The 18,288-nt window shown below is 53.2% G+C and carries 15 protein-coding genes and 1 tRNA gene; 4 read left to right on the top strand and 12 right to left on the bottom strand.

The features are described 5' to 3' along the window. Positions 1-47 precede the first annotated feature (47 nt). On the bottom strand, positions 48-1,043 hold the full coding sequence (kdgT, locus tag AB1287_RS09110) for a 2-keto-3-deoxygluconate transporter (protein ID WP_435617574.1): 996 nt from the start codon (positions 1,041-1,043) through the stop codon (positions 48-50). 732 nt (positions 1,044-1,775) lie between these two features. Between kdgT and proP the strand changes: the two genes are divergently transcribed. Then, on the top strand, positions 1,776-3,278 hold the full coding sequence (gene proP, locus AB1287_RS09105) for a glycine betaine/L-proline transporter ProP (protein WP_312627622.1): 1,503 nt from the start codon (positions 1,776-1,778) through the stop codon (positions 3,276-3,278). A 109-nt stretch (positions 3,279-3,387) separates the two neighbouring features. On the opposite strand, the gene AB1287_RS09100 is transcribed toward proP, so the two are convergent. From AB1287_RS09100 to aspA, 11 genes are all read right to left on the bottom strand, one after another. Beyond that, on the bottom strand, positions 3,388-4,350 hold the full coding sequence (locus tag AB1287_RS09100) for a nickel/cobalt transporter (RefSeq protein ID WP_312627623.1): 963 nt from the start codon (positions 4,348-4,350) through the stop codon (positions 3,388-3,390). A gap of 99 nt (positions 4,351-4,449) precedes the next feature. Beyond that, complete coding sequence (cbpM, locus tag AB1287_RS09095; protein ID WP_312627624.1) at positions 4,450-4,746, bottom strand: chaperone modulator CbpM; 297 nt, start codon at positions 4,744-4,746, stop codon at positions 4,450-4,452. Beyond that, entirely contained in the window at positions 4,739-5,671 is a 933-nt protein-coding gene (gene cbpA / locus AB1287_RS09090; protein WP_435617573.1) for a curved DNA-binding protein, read from the bottom strand. The genes cbpM and cbpA overlap by 8 nt, the downstream gene beginning before the upstream one ends. A gap of 167 nt (positions 5,672-5,838) precedes the next feature. After that, positions 5,839-6,603: an EAL domain-containing protein gene (locus AB1287_RS09085; protein ID WP_435617572.1), complete on the bottom strand. Its 765-nt coding sequence runs from the start codon at positions 6,601-6,603 to the stop codon at positions 5,839-5,841. 82 nt (positions 6,604-6,685) lie between these two features. Then, on the bottom strand, positions 6,686-8,179 hold the full coding sequence (locus AB1287_RS09080) for a diguanylate cyclase (protein ID WP_435617571.1): 1,494 nt from the start codon (positions 8,177-8,179) through the stop codon (positions 6,686-6,688). Between the two features lie 1,040 nt (positions 8,180-9,219). After that, positions 9,220-9,295 (bottom strand) — tRNA-Phe (locus AB1287_RS09075). A gap of 124 nt (positions 9,296-9,419) precedes the next feature. Further along, positions 9,420-9,995 (bottom strand): transcriptional regulator, encoded by a 576-nt coding sequence (locus AB1287_RS09070; protein ID WP_435617570.1) that lies wholly within the window; start codon positions 9,993-9,995, stop codon positions 9,420-9,422. A gap of 36 nt (positions 9,996-10,031) precedes the next feature. After that, complete coding sequence (locus AB1287_RS09065; protein ID WP_435617569.1) at positions 10,032-11,789, bottom strand: protein-disulfide reductase DsbD; 1,758 nt, start codon at positions 11,787-11,789, stop codon at positions 10,032-10,034. Then, the gene (gene cutA, locus AB1287_RS09060) at positions 11,765-12,088 is read right to left on the bottom strand and encodes a divalent cation tolerance protein CutA (protein WP_435617568.1); all 324 of its coding nucleotides are present in this window, start codon (positions 12,086-12,088) and stop codon (positions 11,765-11,767) included. The genes AB1287_RS09065 and cutA overlap by 25 nt, the downstream gene beginning before the upstream one ends. A gap of 113 nt (positions 12,089-12,201) precedes the next feature. Continuing rightward, positions 12,202-13,503 (bottom strand): anaerobic C4-dicarboxylate transporter, encoded by a 1,302-nt coding sequence (locus tag AB1287_RS09055; protein WP_435617567.1) that lies wholly within the window; start codon positions 13,501-13,503, stop codon positions 12,202-12,204. Positions 13,504-13,617: 114 nt separating this feature from the next. Beyond that, entirely contained in the window at positions 13,618-15,054 is a 1,437-nt protein-coding gene (gene aspA, locus AB1287_RS09050; protein ID WP_312628986.1) for an aspartate ammonia-lyase, read from the bottom strand. A gap of 334 nt (positions 15,055-15,388) precedes the next feature. Here aspA and AB1287_RS09045 point away from each other — a divergent pair, with 334 nt between their 5' ends. The 3 genes from AB1287_RS09045 (at position 15,389) to groL (ending at position 18,039) form a co-directional block, all read left to right on the top strand. After that, positions 15,389-15,859 (top strand): FxsA family protein, encoded by a 471-nt coding sequence (locus tag AB1287_RS09045; protein WP_312628984.1) that lies wholly within the window; start codon positions 15,389-15,391, stop codon positions 15,857-15,859. A gap of 202 nt (positions 15,860-16,061) precedes the next feature. Beyond that, positions 16,062-16,355 (top strand): co-chaperone GroES, encoded by a 294-nt coding sequence (locus AB1287_RS09040; RefSeq protein WP_005120976.1) that lies wholly within the window; start codon positions 16,062-16,064, stop codon positions 16,353-16,355. Between the two features lie 40 nt (positions 16,356-16,395). Continuing rightward, a complete protein-coding gene (groL, locus tag AB1287_RS09035; RefSeq protein ID WP_435617566.1) occupies positions 16,396-18,039 on the top strand; it encodes a chaperonin GroEL in 1,644 nt (547 codons plus the stop codon). The last annotated feature ends 249 nt before the right edge of the window (positions 18,040-18,288 follow it).

Genomic DNA, 18,288 nt, shown 5'->3' with positions numbered 1-18,288 from the left:
GTTTCGTAGGCCGGGTAAGGCGGAACCGCCACCCGGCGTGTGTCTTATTAATGGTGAAGAGATTCTGCTGCCACAGCTTCCGGCTGCTTTGTTGGTAGATTGCCGAAGCGTTTGGCATAGAGCGCGGTAATAATCGGCACCAGAATCGCGGTGACAATTACGCTTGCGGCCACCAGCGCCGTTGCCGAGGCGGCAACCGGTTCAAAGGCCGGGTTGATCTGAGCGATAATCACCGGGTTTGCCACCGCCGCGCCTGCCGCTGAAGAGGCCGCGACGCCCGCAGTCCCGTTCCCGCCGCCAATCACCCGGTCGGCAATGATCAACGGAATGCCCGTGATGATAATCACCGCCACGCCAAGCACAATGCCCAGCAGGCCGGTGTCCATGATGACGCTCAGATTGATGGTGTTGCCGAGTGCGAAGCCGAAGAACGGAATCAGCACTGGCGTTGCCTTGCTGAAGAAGGCGCGCAGATCGTGGTCGAGGTTGCCCAGCGCAAAGCCAATCAGGAAGGGCAGTACGGCACCGATAAAGTGGTGCGGCTCAAAGGAGGCAAGGCCTGCGGATCCGAGGATCACCATGGTCATCAGCGGGCCGGACTCCAGAGACATCAGCACGAAAGCACCTGATTCTTCTTTTGAGCCGTACTGATTCATCAGGCTGGCATACAGGCCACCGTTGGTCATGTCCATGGCGGATACCAGCGCCAGTACGGATAATCCGGCGAAGAAGCCGGTCTGAATCCCTTCGTCCGGAATAAAGGCTGCGGCAATCATTGCCACCACCCATGCGACCGCTATTTTGGTGAGCACCAGCGTGCCGGATTTGCGCAATACCGTACCGGTGGCACGTAAATCAATCGAGGCGCCGATACAGAAAAACCAGACGGCGAGGATCGGCACCGTTCCACCAATCATGCCTTTTGTGAACGACCCAAAATAATTTCCGGCGTCCGGCGCGAGGGTATTTAATAGTGCCCCGAGCAGCAACGGGACTAACATCATTCCGCCAGGGATGCGTTCAATCGTGGCTTTTATTTTCATTTCCGGTCCTCGCTTCCCACAGCCTTGAGGCCGGGAAGACATAAATAATAGGGTCAACAAAATGGCCGACGTGAGATCGGGTATCTGTTTGTTTATATGATTAAAACTAAGCAGAGGTAGCTTGTCTGGTTTTATGCGCAGCGCGCTGTGGTGTTGCTCTGGCGCTATAATGCGATCATTGGAATAGTAATTCAATTAAAATAAAACAGTGTTTTAGTTGTATTGATCACATATTCGGAGAAAAGCCTTAAGCATGTATTTTTAAGGTTGTTGGGGGTAAGAGATATGTAAAGAAACGTTGGTGAAAAGCGGTTGTTTAAGATGTAAATAAAAGTCTTAGTAATACGTAATGCGCGGAAAGGCCGACGTTTTTGGCAACTGCAATATCGGGGCAAAAATAAGAAATGGCTTAGGGCTGATTTGAACTTTTTGACGTTTCATGAATCAACTTAACAGTGGGTAACATTTTTCGTGAAGTTGATCACACATATAAACGCTGTTAGGGTAAGAAAGGAAGTATCACTATACATAGAGGTTTTGGTCAGAATCTTTTACTGCCAGAGCAGGCGTCAACAGGTTCGGTTGTACAGGCTGTGAGCAGCCAGTGTAAGTAAACCTGCTACGCTTGAAATGTGGGGCCCGGCCATTTTACCGCCCCACTACCGCACCCGCGCGAACCTTTGCGTTCGTCTCCCCTGGTGTGCGCTCACGGCGATAGTTAATGAGGACAACATGCTAAAAAGGAAAAAAGTTAAGCCGATTACGCTGCGCGATGTCACCATCATCGACGACAGCAAGCTGCGCAAGGCGATTACCGCCGCGTCGCTCGGTAATGCGATGGAATGGTTCGATTTCGGTGTTTATGGCTTTGTGGCTTATGCCCTCGGTAAGGTCTTCTTCCCGGATGCTGATCCCGGCGTTCAGATGATTGCCGCTTTAGGGACCTTTTCCGTTCCCTTCCTGATCCGCCCCCTTGGCGGTCTGTTCTTCGGGATGTTAGGCGATAAATACGGTCGTCAGAAAATACTCTCCATCACCATTATTATCATGTCGCTCAGTACCTTCTGTATCGGTCTGATACCGGGTTACGCCACGATTGGTATCTGGGCACCGATCCTGCTGCTGCTGTGTAAGATGGCACAGGGCTTCTCGGTAGGCGGTGAGTACACCGGCGCGTCGATTTTCGTGGCGGAGTATTCTCCGGACCGTAAACGTGGCTTTATGGGCAGCTGGCTCGACTTTGGTTCGATTGCGGGCTTCGTGCTCGGTGCCGGCCTGGTGGTGCTGATCTCCACCATTGTTGGTGAAGATAACTTCCTCGACTGGGGCTGGCGTCTGCCGTTCTTCCTGGCGCTGCCGCTTGGGATCATCGGCCTCTACCTGCGTCATGCGCTGGAAGAGACCCCGGCGTTCCAGCAGCACGTTGATAAAATGGAGCAGGGCGATCGTCAGGGTCTGCAGGAAGGGCCGAAAGTCTCGTTTAAAGAGATTGCAACCAAGCACTGGCGTGCACTGCTGGTCTGCGTGGGGATGGTGATTTCAACTAACGTCACCTACTACATGCTGCTGACCTACATGCCGAGCTACCTGTCACACAACCTGCATTACTCTGAAGACCACGGCGTGCTGATTATTATCGCCATCATGGTCGGGATGCTGTTTGTGCAGCCGATTATCGGGATGCTGAGCGACCGTTTTGGCCGTCGTCCGTTCATTCTGGTGGGCAGCGTGCTGCTGTTCGTCTGTGCGATTCCGGCATTTATTATGATTAACAGCAACGTGACCGCGCTGATTTTTGCCGGTTTGCTGCTGCTGGCGGTGATCCTCAACTGCTTTATCGGCGTAATGGCGTCGTCGTTGCCTGCGATGTTCCCGACGCATATCCGCTATAGCGCGCTGGCGAGCGCATTCAACATTTCGGTGCTGATTGCGGGTCTGACGCCAACGCTGGCGGCATGGCTGGTGGAGTTCACGCAGAATCTGATGATGCCTGCGTATTACCTGATGGTGATTGCGGTTGTTGGACTGCTGACCGGTATCACCATGAAGGAAACCGCCAACCGACCGCTGAAGGGCGCAACCCCTGCGGCATCGGATATTCAGGAAGCGAAGGAAATTCTGCGTGAGCATCACGACAATATCGAACAGAAAATTGAAGATATTGATGCAGAGATTGAAGAGCTGCAGGCGAAACGCTCAACGCTGGTGGACCAGCATCCGCGCATTAACGAATAATTTCCTGAAGCGCTGTATTGCCGGATGGCGCTTTGCTTATCCGGCCTACAACATCAACATGCTGTGATGTTTTGTAGGCCCGGTAAGCCTGCGTCACCGGGCAATTCTCTTAACAGCCTGCGGCGATGTAGTCGCCGTTGGCGCTGATCGGAATGACCGTCAAAAACAGCACCACGGCAAAGAGGATAATCAGCGCTCCGCCGATGATTTTCACCGTGGGTACCAGCCAGCGAATCTGCTCCGAACCCTCACCAAACCACGCCACCGTGCGCTCGCGGGCGTAGCGAACCGCCAGAGACAGGCCGAAAATTGAAAGCGCAGTGCCAAACGCCATCGTCATCACGGCCATGATCCCCCAGGTGACGATCCCGAGCGCATTGGAGAACAGCAGAATCATGATCGCTCCACTGCAAGGGCGCGCGCCGATGGCCAGCACGATGCCCGCACGGGTTTTCCAGTCGGCATGAGTGAGATCGGTGCCCACGCCATGATGGCCGCAGCCGCATTCCGCACCGTGAACGTGATCCCGTACTGGCGTCAGGCTGTGAATATTCATGGTCTCAGGCTTAAGGCTTTTCAGCGTTTGCCAGATGACGAAAGCCCCGAAGCTGCCGATCAGCACGGCGCTGATCTTCTCGATATACCAGCGGCTTTCACTGAGATCGCCGGAGGCCAGATTCATTCCTACCGCCAGAATAAACACGAACGCAATAGCGCTGACGCCCTGCATCAGGCTGCCGATAAACGGCACGACACGTGCGGCCATCTGGCTCTCCTGGTGGGTGCTGAGATAGGTTGTGACAATAAACTTGCCGTGGCCTGGGCCGATGGCGTGCAGCACACCATAGATGAACGAGCCAACCAGCAGCCACAGGCCGCCGCTGTACTGGTGGTTATTTAGCTGCAGCAGGTACATCACCAGATAGCGGTGCAGCGTGATTTGCGTGGCGAGACACCACTGAAGAAAGGCGGGCCAGTGGGCGTGCAGCTGGAAGGCGAGGGCTATCAGTATGGTGATAAGCACCATGGCTGCCGGGATACGCCAGTCACGTCTGGCAACAAAAGTCGTCATGATGAGAATGCGTCGTCTGCAAAGGAATGGAGGAAGTATAAAGGAAGGTGGGCGAAAATGGGCCAGCCCGCAGGCTGGCTTTGTGTCAAAGGGTGTCCGTCAGAGATAGCGCCCAAGCCGCTGGAGCAGCAGCCGGTTTTCCTGCTTCAGGCGTTCATTCTCCTCGAGCAGCGTTAGGGTCACGGCGATGCCAGGCCAGTCGAGCGCCAGTTCGCGGCGCAGGCGGAGCGCGCGATGCACGATGGTGACTGCGCGATCGTCAAACAGCCAGCATTTGTCAGTGCCGGTGTCGGGTTCAATGACGCCCAGACCCACAATTTCGTCGAGCTCCTCTTCGGAGACGCCGGTGTGCAGACAAAACTCCGTCACGGTGAAAGTGAGTGTCACATTAGCCATGATTTTTCCCCCACTGCTGGCGTGGCTCAAAGGTGGATTGTGCATCTGCCAACTGTTGCCACAGCGCGGCCGTTTTCTCATCGCCTTTCGGCGGCATCACGATTTTTATCACCGCGAACAGATCGCCGGTGTGCTGTTTGTTCACCAGGCCTTTGCCCTTGATGCGCAGCCGCTGCCCGGCCTGACTGCCCGGCGGAATGGTCAGCAGAATGGAATCCTTGAGCGTCGGTACGGTGACTTTCGTTCCCAGCGCGGCTTCCCACGGCGCAAGCGGTAGCACGATTTCCAGGTTGTGGCCGACGATATCAAATAGCGGATGCGGCGCAATGCGGATGATGAGCCACAGATCGCCCGCTGGTCCTCCGTTTTCGCCCGGCGTGCCCTGGCCCTTCAGGCGGATGCGCTGCCCGTCGCCGACGCCTGCCGGGATTTTGACGTTGAGCGTTTTCGGGATTTCCTGCTCGACGATGCCGAACACGTTGTAGACAGGGAGCTTATAGCTGATAGAGCGCGTGTGGGCCTCGAGGGTCTCTTCCAGGAAGACGGCGACCTCAATTTCCACATCGTGACCGCGAGCGGTATGGCGTTGGTGAGATTGCTGGGCGCGCTGGCCGAAGATTGAGGAAAAGATGTCATCGAACTCTTCCTGACTGTAGCCGTGCTGCTGACCGGAGCCGGCGTGCGCCTGCTGGTGGAACTGCGGGTCGTTACGGTGCTGCCAGAGGGTGTCATATTCCGAGCGGCGCTGTTCATCGCTGAGTACTTCCCAAGCCTCGGCCACTTCCTTAAAGCGCGCTTCGGCATCGGGCTCTTTGCTGACGTCGGGGTGATACTTGCGGGCGAGTCGGCGGTAGGCGGTCTTAATCGTCTTGAGATCGTCCGTCGGCTTCACGCCCATAATGGCGTAATAATCCTTTAATTCCATGGCGTTATCTCTTATGCATCATACAAACAGTACGGGTTCCCTGAAGAACTTAACGTTGTAAGTGTAGGATACGCCTGTGGAAGAGGGAGGAGAAACGCAAACGGTGCTGCTGATGCCCGGTTTTTCTTTATTTACTCAGGCGTTTTTTGAAACATATCGGGAATGCCTTATCCGAGTTCTGGCTGCATATATTGCTGGTGAAACGCTTCCTTGCTAACCGGGCGAGAAAACAGATAGCCCTGACCATACTGAACCCCATGGCGTAGCATCGTCGAAACGTGGGTGTAGTTTTCGATACCTTCGATAATGACGTCAACATCCCAGTTCGCAATATATTCCAGCATGGTGAAGGTATGCCCGAGTTTGTCGGAGGCGAGACAGCTTCGATCCAGTTTCACATAATCAGGTGTATAGAGCGCCAGCCGAGATTGCAGTTTCTCCAGACTGCCGATGCCGTCCCATGCCAGGTTAGCTCCGGCATCATGCAGGGCGTGCAGATTCAGGCTAACCTGCTCGTTGGGCTGGAGATCGCTGTCCGTAATCTCAAAGACGATATGGCGCGGCGTGAGGTTATATCGGGCAAGCATGCTTAATGCACGTTTAGCGAAACTGGCATCCTGCAGCTGCACCCAGGAAATATTGAGCGTGAAGAGCTGTTTGTCCCGTACTTCCGGCAGCTGGTCAGCAATATAGCGAAAGGCCTGGGCCATGATGTAATCGCCCATCGACACGATCCCACCGTTCATTTCCAGTTCACCGATAAATAAATGAGGAGGCACAATATGACGGCGATGAGTTCCTCTCACCAGGATCTCGCCCCCGATGCAGACAAACCGTGAGAGATCGAAAATGGGTTGAATGACAAAATCGATACCCGCATCGAGTTTATTTTTTTCGACACATTGCATCACAAAATGAATACTTTTTTCCATGCCAGCCTCATGATCACAACAACAAAGCGTAAAACGACCTAAAAACGGCCCAACTTAAATGAGCTGAGTAAATGTATCGACACTAACTGGCAATAATTTTGTTTTTACCCGTTTTCTTTGCCTGATATAACAGCTTATCGGCGCGTGCAATCACCTCGGGAAGTGATGCACCGCCCATTTTAGATAGCCCTGCACTAAAAGAGATCTTCAGGTCATTTTCTCTGAACTTACGGGTGCTGACTGTTATCCGCCATTTCTCGAGATAACTTTGTGCTTTTTCCTGTGAGATACCTTTAAACAGAACGGCTATTTCTTCACCACCGTAACGATAGAGGGTGATATTCTCCAGCCCGCGTAACCGCAGGCCTAATTCAGAGACGGTTTTAAGCACCATATCGCCTACCGCATGGCCCCATGTATCGTTAACTTTTTTAAAATTATCAATATCGATGAGGGCGAGGTATGTCAGCGGTTCGTTATTATATTGCACGACATCAGCATCAAATGAACGTCGATTTTTCAGTCCGGTTAATGCGTCCGTCAGGGCTTCATGCGATATTTTTTCCTGTCGCTGCCGCGAATTATGTATTTCTTCAAATATCATCTCTTCGACAGCCGCGGGCTTGATTGCGCCGTTCCTGATGCTGGTGGCAATGTGCATAAAAATGGTATTCATCGCTGCGCGGGTTGCCCACCAGCAGAAGAACAGCACCACCAGCGTAAACAACATCCCCCAGAAAATATTGAGGCATTGATTCCAGAGCAGACCGTTAAGCTCTTTTTCATCCACTTCATGCACGACCAGCCACGATTGTGATGCGATGGAACGGTAAGCGTAATAGTGTGAATCCATGATAAAATCACCCCGATAATCCCGGGCGTAACGAGCGAGGGCTTTGAGTTTTGCCGGATCAATCGGGTAGCCTGGGTTGATGACCATTTCTCCATCACGGTTCATCACAAAGGTTCTGCTTTTCGTTGGCGGGATGATGCTATTCAATATCTCTGTGCTTTTATCAATATCCAGATTGAGCGCCAGCACGCCATTATTGGAGCCATCTGTGCCATTGATGACGGGAAGAGATATGGTGATCACTCGCTCTTTGTTAGCGAAAGGGTCTCTGCTAATCGTGAAATGTGCTTCGTCAGAATCCTCAATTGAGATGGTAAACCAGGGCTCCTTGCGTGGATCCCAGCTGGAAGTACCTTCAATATAGGGCAAGCGAATGAAACGCCCCTGGCTATCCGCATGAATGATTGAGATTGCATCCGGCAAGATGCGCAGGCGCTCGATCATCCAGCTTCTCAGCTCACGACTGCTGCCAGCGTCGTCTTCAAACTTATGTTGGTCAGCAGCAATTCTCGCCATTTCCCTTACGCTATTCTGATAGCCACCCAGATACGTATCCATAAATGCAGCTATGTTGTTGATATATATCCTGTTTTGTTTTTTGTGGGCCTCTTCAGATGCTGACCATTGTAAATGGGCAATCAGAAGGCCGACTAAAATAAACGTCGCGGCTATGACCGAGAAGCAAATGTTAATTGGCCTTCTGAAATTCAAACTCTCGATCACAGATTACTCCAGACTTTCATATGATGCTGACTGTGGGGTATCGATCGCACAGTATGTTGAGGAATTGTTGGAAATAAATTACGGTTTTAATAATGATAATGGCGACAGGAAAATGATAAATAACGTATAGAGTATAGATCCTACGCCTTCGCATTTTGATTGTCAAAAACGATCGAATATTTATTATTGATCGATAAAATCAATAAACTAAGAAAATGTTGAAACCGATTAGTTGTATCGATTGTTCGATTTAAATTGATTGCCTAAATCGATGAGACTGAGACTGGTTATAAATTAAATCCCTTTTTAATCAGTGTGTTATTGTGTTTTTATGGTGGCAAGATGGGGGGCGAAAGGAGGAGGGCGTAGTAAAATAAAAATGCTTTGCATTATTAAGGGGGGTGGGAAGTGTTATTTCCTCTTGCGAAGGAAGTGATATTTCCAGCGGGAGCGAAATATGGTTTATTCGTTTCTCAGATCCTAATCTATTGGCGTAAAGTCAACCGGCTAGCCATTTTTCCAGGAGAGCGTTTTTCCCTTTTTAACATTAACGACGCTGTTAACGTCAGGATTAGTCATTTACCATCTGCTTTATGGGTACATATTCCCACTGAACCGTTTGATACCCAATGGATTTTGTTAATGATATTGAGCAGAGAGATTACAACGACCGCCATCCGGACTTCATAGCCCTCATGTGCTGAGTGACCTGAATCGACGTTTGCCATCTCGGCTTCCGGCCATTGCGGCCCAGGTCGGTTATATGGCTCTTCCCGAGGTGGCGATGTTCGTGATGCGACGAATCATCGAACCAGATTCGATGCAGAGTCCGGAAGCACAAAAGCAAAAACCCGCCTTTTGAGCGGGTTCTTTAAATGAGTGGTGCCCGGACTCGGACTAACGCCGAAGGCGTTTGAACAGCGCGTTTTTTGCGCTGGCCCGAAGGGTGAGCCGCTTGCGGCGAATCATCGAACCAATTCGATGCAGAGTCCGGAAGCACAAAAGCAAAAACCCGCCTTTTGGGCGGGTTCTTTAAATAGTGGTGCCCGGACTCGGAATCGAACCAAGGACACGGGGATTTTCAATCCCCTGCTCTACCGACTGAGCTATCCGGGCAACGGGGCGAATTAAACCCTAATCGGCGATGCCCGTCAACCCTAATCAAGGAAAACGGGTGTGGTTGCTTAACTTTGCGGCAATTTGCATAATTTCGCTGCGATTTTCACTGACAAATTTGCGCTCAGGTCAGTGCGCCACCTGAACGGCATTGAGCAAAGCGTAAAATATCCTCAGCCAGACGCTGAGCGGTATCGACATCCTGCTGGCTGCGTTTTACCAGCAGGCGGCTCAGGCAGCCCTCCAGCACCAGCTCCATTTGTTTGGCGACCATCGTCGGATCGTCCACTTCAAGCTTCGTCAGCAGCTCGTGCGTAAACTCATGGGCAGCACGTTTTTGCAGGTCCGCAAGCTGGTGAATAGGGTGCTCAGGGTCCGGATAAAACGTACAGGCTGCGATAAACAGGCAGCCAGGATAGCGATTGTTGCTGACGCATTCGGTGAGCGCACTGTAGCGGGCCAGCACTTTTTGCTCATTGCTCAGCTCATCGTTCAGCATCAGCTGGCGACGCCAGATATCAACCTGCTGGCTGAGATGGCGCAGCACGTCATACAGCAGCGCTTCTTTATCGGGCCAGAAGCGCGTCAGTTCATCAAGCGGCGTGGCAACCTCTTTGGCCACCATTTCCAGCGTCGTGTCAGCAATACCTTTAATCTCAAGTAATTGCAGGGCTTTCCCCAGTACGTCTTCGCGTTGCACGGCTTTGTCCTCCGTCTATCCCTTTAAAAGTGTCGTTTACCGGGCCTGTTTCTGCAAATGCGCCTGAAAGGTGGCGGCATCCATAAACCCGGCAACCCGCATGGCTGGGATCTCTTTGCCTGCGGTATCGAAAAACAGAATGGTCGGCAGACCCGGAACTTGCAACTCTTTCAGCAAGGCGACGTCCTGCGCTGTGTTGCGCGTCACGTCGGCCTGCAATAAAACGCTTCTTTTTAACGCTTGTTGCACCTGTGGATCGCTAAAGGTGTATTTCTCAAACTCTTTACATGCCACGCACCAGTCTGCGTAAAGATCGAGCATCACCGGTTTACCTTTCGCCTCGGCAAGCGCCTGGCTGAGTTCGTCCACGTTATTGATGCGCTTGAAGTCCAGATGTGCCTGCTGCTGCGTTTGCGCAGCGCCAAATGCCCAGTCCTGCAGCGGGCGGGCGCTGACCAGCGCGGCGGCCAGCAGAATAATCTGCACCACGCGCAGCCACGGCTTATTTGCCGAAAGGCTGGTGATAAATGCCCAGCCAAAGAAGGCGATACCCAGCATCGACCACAAACGTAAGCCCCAGACGTCACCGATGATGCGTTCCAGCAGGAATACGGGGAGCGCCAGGATGACAAACCCGAAAGCAATTTTGACCTGCGCCATCCACGGACCGCTTTTCGGCAGCAGGCGGTTGCCGAAGACGGTCACCAGAATCAGCGGCAGACCCATACCCAGCGCGTACAGATAAAGCGTACCGCCGCCGAGCCACAGGTTTCCGCTCTGGGCGATGTACAGCAAAATGGCGCTCAGCGGCGCGGTGGTGCAGGGCGAGCAAATCAGCCCGGCGATGGCGCCCATCGCGAACACGCCACCTGCGGAGCCACCTTGTTGGCGATTGCTCATCAGCGTCAGGCGCGTTTGCAGCGACGAGGGCAGTTGCAGGCTGAACAGGCCAAACATGGAGAGCGCCAGCAGAATAAAGACGGCTGACAGGCCAATGAGAACATAGGGATGCTGAAGCGCGGCCTGGAACTTCATGCCGGCCGCGGCGACCACGAGGCCCAGCGCCGTGTAGGTGAGCGCCATCCCCTGAACGTAAACGAAGGCCAACAGCAGCGCCCGGCCCATGGAGAGACGTTTCTGCCCGCCAAGGACAATGCCGGAGATCAGCGGATACATCGGCAGCACGCAGGGGGTGAAGGCGATGCCGATACCGATTAGCAGCGCCCAGAGCGCTGAGAAGGGAAGCTCTGAGTCAGGTTTAGCATTTCTACTTTCCCCTGGGGAGAGGGAGTGACTGGCATCTGAATTGCTTTCTTTTTCCCTCTCCTGGGGGAGAGGGTCAGGGAGAGGGCGTTCGGCAGCCAAAGCTACTACAGCGCTCAGCGGCACCACCTTCGTTTCAGGTGGATAGCAGAAACCCGCTTCGGCACAGCCCTGATACGTGACCGTCAGCGTGGCGCCTTTATCAGCCTGTTTAACCGTAACGGGCAGCGTCAGCCGATGGCGATAAATTTCGCTTTTGCCAAAGAATTCATCTTCATGCCACTCGCCCTCCGGCATCGCCAGCGGCGACACGGATGCCTGGGCTGGCGTGATGCTGACCTGCTTACGATACAGGTAGTAGCCATCTTTTATCTGCCAGCTCAGATTGAGGTCGTGCTCATTCTGTTGAAAATCAAAAGCAAAGGCCTGATCGGCTGAGATGAAGTTTGAGCGGCCGGGTGCGTCAAATAACCCGGCGAAGGCCGATGTGCTGCACAGCAGCAGGATCAGCGTAAGGATGCGTTGAGCCATGAGAAGTAATCGTTGTCTCCGTGGGAAACGGGTAAAACCAGCAGTTCCGGGGTTTGATACGGGTGATGTGACTTCAGACAATCCAGCAGCGCCTGCTGATGAGCGGTATCGGACTTCAGCAGCATTTGCACTTCATACTCCTGCTCCAGCTTGCCTTCCCAGTAATAAAGCGATGTGGCGCCGGGCAGCAGCGTCACGCAGGCGGCGAGTTTTTCCGCCAGCACTTTGGCGGCTAAATCCTGGGCAGTGGCTTCGTCCGGGGCGGTACAGAGAACAACAACGGCATCTGGCTGGGTCATCGGCAACCTCGTATCGGCGAAAAAAGGCACTATAGCACGATGCGGGGAGGAGACATTAACGACCCGGGCCGCTGAGCGGCCCGACTTTAAGTAATTTTACATCCCGAAAGGCGTTAAAGAGCGAAGCTGCCAATCAGGAAGCCGAAGCACACTGAGAAAATGACGCTCATGGTGCCGGGAATGAAGAACGGATGGTTAAACACGAAGCGGCCAATACGCGTGGTGCCGGTGTCATCCATCTGTACCGCGGCGACAAGCGTCGGGTAGGTCGGCAGAATGAACAGACCGGATACCGCAGCGAAAGAGGCTACGGCAGTCAGTGGGGAGACGTTCAGCGCCAGCGCCATCGGCATCAGGGCTTTCGCCGTCGCCGCCTGAGAATAGAGCAGGGCGGAGGCGAAGAAGAAGATCACCGCCAGAAGCCACGGATGGCCCTGAATCACGCTGCCGGCCGTCTCTTTGATCCAGTCAATGTTGTGGGAGACGAAGGTGTCGCCGAGCCAGGCCACGCCGAGAATACAGATACAGGCGCTCATGCCCGCCTTGAAGGTGCTGGAGCTCAGAATGCTGTCGGTTTCGACCTTACAGATAATCGTCGTCAGGGTGGCGACGCTCAGCATGATGATCAGAATCGCGTTAGTGGTGTTCATCAGCGGTTTGGCAACCAGACCAAGGCTTGGGCTGTTAACGATGGCATAAGCCACCACGCAGACCACGCCAAGCAGGAACAGGAGCACCGACAGTTTCGCCTTCGGTTTGATCTCCATCTGGCGTTCACCGCGTAGCTCAATTAACCCTTCTTCCAGGCGCTTGAGGTACACCGGATCGTCGGAAAGCTTAGAGTTAAACAGCATGGTGACGAGGAACGACATCAGCAGCACTGCCAGCAGCGTGGACGGAATGACCACGGAGAGCAGGTGGATGTAGCTGACTCCGTGACCTTCCATTACCGAAGACATGTACACCACGGCGGCGGAAATCGGCGAGGCGGTAATCGCAATCTGCGCAGAGACAACGGCAGTTGAGAGCGGACGGCATGGCTTAACGCCTTGCTCTTTTGCCACTTCGGCAATCACCGGCAGCGTGGCCAGCGAGATGTTGCCGGTACCGGCAAATATAGTCAGGAAGTAGGTAACGATGGGAGCCAGAATGGTGATGTATTTCGGGTTACGGCGCAGCAGTTTTTCCGTCTGATTCACGAGGTAATCCAGACCACCGGCGATTTGCATCGCGGAAATCGCTGCAATCACCGCCATGATGATGGAGATAACGTCGAACGGAATTTTGCCGGGCTCAACGCCAATGGCGGCAAGCACCAGAACGCCAAGGCCACCCGCGTAGCCAATGCCAATTCCCCCTAATCTGGCGCCGAGAAAGATCGCCGCTAATACAATGATAAGTTCGATGACTATCATGATCGCTTCCCTTGATTGTTAGATGTTGGATACTTAAATGTTATTTTTTTGATGTTCCAGAAAAGAAAAAAGGCACGTCAGCCGACGTGCCTTGCCTGATTTTAACCTGAATTATTACTGTTCGCTTTCATCGGTAAAACGCTTAGCTTTATAGGCCGGGTGCATCAGGTTCTGCGGGGAGAAGATATCGTCCAGTTCGGCCTCGGTCAGCAGGCCACGCTCCAGCACCACTTCACGCACGCTCTTGCCGGTTTCGGCACAGATTTTACCGACGATATCGCCGTTGTGGTGGCCAATGAACGGGTTCAGGTAGGTCACGATGCCGATGGAGTTATAGACGTAGCCCTCACACACTTCTTTGTTCGCGGTAATACCGTTGATGCATTTTTCCAGCAGGTTGTAGCAGGCGTTGGTGAGAATGTGGATGGATTCGAACATGGCCTGGCCAATCACTGGCTCCATCACGTTCAGCTGCAGCTGACCCGCTTCGGAGGCCATGGTGACGGTGGTGTCGTTGCCGATAACCTTGAAGCACACCTGGTTAACGACTTCCGGCACAACCGGGTTCACTTTGGCTGGCATGATAGAAGAACCCGCCTGCAGCTCCGGCAGGTTGATTTCGTTCAGGCCAGCGCGCGGGCCAGAAGAGAGCAGGCGCAGGTCATTACAGATTTTCGACAGCTTCACCGCCAGACGTTTCAGCGAGCTGTGAACCATTACATAAGCGCCGCAGTCAGAGGTTGCTTCAATCAGGTCTTCGGCAGGCACCACCGGCATGTTAGCGACTTCTGCCAGTTTCTGTACCGCCAGCTGCTGGTAGCCGTCCGGAGTGTTCAGGCGCGTACCGATGGCGGTTGCGCCGAGGTTCACTTCCAGCAGCAGTTCAGAGGTGCGCAGCAGGTTCTTCGTCTCTTCGTTCAGCAGAACGTTGAACGCGTGGAATTCCTGGCCGAGGGTCATCGGCACCGCGTCCTGCAACTGAGTGCGGCCCATCTTCAGGATATCCTGGAATTCGACCGACTTGCGCTGGAAGCCGTCACCTAACTGATTGATGGCGTCAATCAGTTTCACCACGGACGCGTACACCGCGATGCGGAAGCCGGTCGGGTAGGCGTCGTTGGTGGACTGGCATTTGTTAACGTGGTCGTTCGGGTTCAGATACTGGTATTCACCTTTCTGATGGCCCATCAGTTCGAGGCCGATATTGGCCAGCACTTCGTTGGTGTTCATGTTCACGGAGGTGCCTGCGCCGCCCTGATAGACGTCAACCGGGAACTGATCCATGCATTTGCCGTTATTCAGGACTTCATCACATGCGGCAATAATGGCGTCAGCGACACCTTTTGGAATGGTGTGCAGCTCTTTGTTTGCCAGCGCGGCGGCCTTCTTCACCATCACCATACCGCGAACGAATTCGGGGATATCGCTGATTTTGCTGTTGCTGATGTAGAAGTTTTCAATCGCTCTCAGAGTGTGGACGCCGTAGTACGCGTCCGCTGGAACTTCCCTGGTACCCAACAAATCTTCTTCGATACGAATGTTGTTTAACATGTGAACCTTCTTGATTAAGCTGCTAATGAATTCATCTTACACACAGGACGAGTGGGGTCTTGTCTGTTTTTTGGCCGACGATTATTTCCTTAATCGGCCCGATGCCCACGATCATATGCTGATAATAGCGAATTGCCGTAACCTGGATCACTTAAACTGCGCCGACCCGCATCCGATTTATTAATCTGTGAAATGAATCACCGCAAAAACCGTACGGGAAAAAAGCGTGATGCTGCGGATTGAAAAAGGTTTTTTTGCCTCCATCTCCTGAATACGCGAATCGCAAACCCATTCAAACCGTCGCTACGAGCGGCGGTTTTCACAGGAGAAACCAGTGCGCTGGATACCGCTGCTTGCCATCTTTTTATACGTCTACATCGAGATCTCGATTTTTATCCAGGTCGCGCATGTGCTGGGCGTTTTCCTGACGCTGATTCTGGTGATTTTCACCTCGGTCATCGGGATGTCTTTGATTCGTCATCAGGGCTTCAAAAACTTCCTGCTGATGCAGCAGAAAATGCAGGCGGGTGAAAGCCCGGCGGCGGAGATGATTAAAAGCGTATCGCTGATTATCTCTGGCCTGTTGCTGGTGATCCCGGGCTTCTTTACCGACTTCCTTGGCCTGCTTCTGCTGTTACCGCCGGTGCAAAAACACCTGACGCTGAAGCTGATGCCGCACCTGCGCTTTGCGCGCACGCCGGGTGGGGGTTTCACCTCGCCTGAGAAAGGAGGCGACACGTTTGAAGGGGAGTATCAGCGCAAGGATGAGCAGCACGAGCGCCTCGATCATAAAGACGATCGCTAAGCAGATGAAAGGCCCGGAACTTCCGGGCCTTTTGCTTCTGAAAGCTTCGTTTCGTGAATTAAGGCCAATTCTGAAGATTTTTTTGATGTGCCCCCCTTGAAGGAAAAATTCCCATCCCCATCTCTCTCGTCACTAGCCGGTAAACCACAGCGGCCCGGCGTCATCCATAACTGATAATGACTTTCTCAAAGGAGAGCTATCAATGAGTATTCGTCCGTTACATGATCGTGTGATCGTCAAACGTAAAGAAGTTGAATCCAAATCTGCAGGCGGCATCGTTCTGACCGGTTCCGCTGCGGGTAAATCAACTCGTGGCGAAATCATCGCTGTCGGTAAAGGTCGCATTCTGGATAACGGCTCTGTGCAGCCGCTGGACGTAAAAGTGGGCGACATCGTGATTTTCAACGACGGCTACGGCGTGAAGTCCGAGAAAATCGACAACGAAGAAGTGCTGATCATGTCCGAAAGCGACATCCTGGCAATTGTTGAAGCGTAATTCATTCGCACACTGACAAACGAATTTAAGGGAAAGAACAATGGCAGCTAAAGACGTAAAATTCGGTAACGACGCTCGTGTGAAAATGCTGCGCGGCGTAAACGTACTGGCAGATGCAGTGAAAGTGACCCTGGGCCCGAAAGGCCGTAACGTGGTTCTGGATAAATCTTTCGGTGCACCGACCATCACCAAAGATGGCGTATCCGTAGCGCGTGAAATCGAGCTGGAAGACAAGTTCGAAAACATGGGCGCACAGATGGTGAAAGAAGTGGCCTCTAAAGCGAACGACGCTGCGGGCGACGGCACCACCACCGCGACCGTACTGGCGCAGGCAATCATCACTGAAGGCCTGAAAGCCGTTGCTGCGGGCATGAACCCAATGGACCTGAAACGTGGTATCGACAAAGCTGTCGCTGCTGCGGTTGAAGAACTGAAAACCCTGTCCGTACCTTGCTCTGACTCCAAAGCTATCGCTCAGGTAGGTACCATCTCCGCTAACTCCGACGAAACCGTAGGTAAACTCATTGCTGAAGCAATGGACAAAGTCGGTAAAGAAGGCGTGATCACCGTTGAAGACGGCACCGGCCTGCAGGACGAGCTGGACGTGGTTGAAGGTATGCAGTTCGACCGCGGTTATCTCTCTCCGTACTTCATCAACAAGCCTGAAACTGGCGCAGTTGAGCTGGAAAGCCCGTTCATCCTGCTGGCAGACAAAAAAGTCTCCAACATCCGCGAAATGCTGCCCGTGCTGGAAGCCGTTGCGAAAGCAGGCAAGCCGCTGGTTATCATTGCCGAAGACGTTGAAGGCGAAGCGCTGGCGACTCTGGTGGTTAACACCATGCGTGGCATCGTGAAAGTTGCTGCGGTTAAAGCACCAGGCTTTGGCGACCGTCGTAAAGCTATGCTGCAGGACATCGCAACCCTGACCGGCGGTACCGTTATCTCTGAAGAGATCGGTATGGAGCTGGAAAAAGCAACCCTGGAAGACCTGGGTCAGGCTAAGCGCGTTGTGATCAACAAAGACACCACCACCATCATCGATGGCGTGGGTGAAGAAGCTTCCATTCAGGGTCGTGTGACTCAGATTCGCCAGCAGATCGAAGAAGCGACTTCTGACTACGATCGTGAAAAACTGCAGGAACGCGTAGCGAAACTGGCTGGCGGCGTAGCCGTTATCAAAGTGGGCGCGGCAACTGAAGTTGAAATGAAAGAGAAGAAAGCGCGCGTTGAAGATGCCCTGCACGCAACCCGTGCTGCGGTAGAAGAAGGCGTGGTTGCCGGTGGTGGCGTAGCGCTGATTCGCGTGGCTTCTAAGCTCGGCGAACTGCGTGGCATCAACGAAGATCAGAACGTGGGTATCAAAGTTGCGCTGCGCGCGATGGAAGCTCCGCTGCGTCAGATCGTGCTGAACTGCGGTGAAGAGCCGTCCGTTGTGGCGAACACTGTGAAGGGCGGCGACGGTAACTACGGTTACAACGCAGCGACCGAAGAGTACGGCAACATGATCGACATGGGTATTCTGGATCCAACCAAAGTGACCCGTTCTGCTCTGCAGTACGCGGCATCCGTGGCGGGTCTGATGATCACCACCGAGTGCATGGTTACCGACATGCCAAAAGGCGACGCACCTGACTTAGGCGCAGCCGGCATGGGTGGTATGGGCGGTATGGGCGGCATGATGTAATTTAATCTTCATTCTTCAAGCCGCAGATGCGTTGACTGCGTGAGTTCACCCCGGTCACTTACTTAAGTAAGCTTCCGGGGATTCACCCACTTGTCGCCTTTCTGCAACTTGAATTATTCGATTAAATAAACATTTCGCAAAAAATAGAAAACCCCTGTGGCAGAACATGCCCCGGGGGTTTTTCTTTTGGTCATCTTTTTAGTATAACGTTCACTCGGACAAGTTGTGTCCAGCCCACTAATAACGAGG

The sequence above is a fragment of the Scandinavium sp. UTDF21-P1B genome, assembly GCF_040750395.1.
GTDB lineage: Bacteria > Pseudomonadota > Gammaproteobacteria > Enterobacterales > Enterobacteriaceae > Scandinavium.
Note: the sequence above shows the minus strand (reverse complement) of the source record. Positions and strands in the feature narration are given on the sequence as shown.